We start from the raw sequence: 268 nt of genomic DNA, 5'->3' as shown, positions 1-268 counted from the left end.
ATGCGTGAGCTGATCGAAAGCAATGCGTATGACCGCGAGTTCGTGGAGCGCTACACGAATGCGGGCGAACTGCTCGACATGCGCGAAGACAGCGATACGCAGGGTTTGTTCGTGTGTGACGAAGACGCGCAGGCGTGTAACGCGATGTTCCCGCAGAACCACCTGTGGTGGGACCCCGTCAGCCAGCGCGAAGTGCTGCATCACACACCGGGTGTGCGTCCGGCGCTCGAAGGGCGCTATGCGCTTGCGGACGGCACGCCCGTCGCCC

At 63.4% G+C, this 268-nt stretch carries 1 protein-coding gene; it reads left to right on the top strand.

The genetic code is table 11. The annotated features are described in order from the left end of the window. On the top strand, positions 1-268 hold a 268-nt coding region (locus SB753_RS37650; RefSeq protein ID WP_410805234.1), incomplete at both ends, for a hypothetical protein.

This window comes from Paraburkholderia sp. SIMBA_053 (assembly GCF_046534895.1).
In the GTDB taxonomy this organism is placed as follows: Bacteria; Pseudomonadota; Gammaproteobacteria; order Burkholderiales; family Burkholderiaceae; genus Paraburkholderia; species Paraburkholderia caledonica.
The sequence above is the reverse complement of the archived record's forward strand: the minus strand, read 5'-3'. Positions and strand labels throughout refer to the sequence as shown.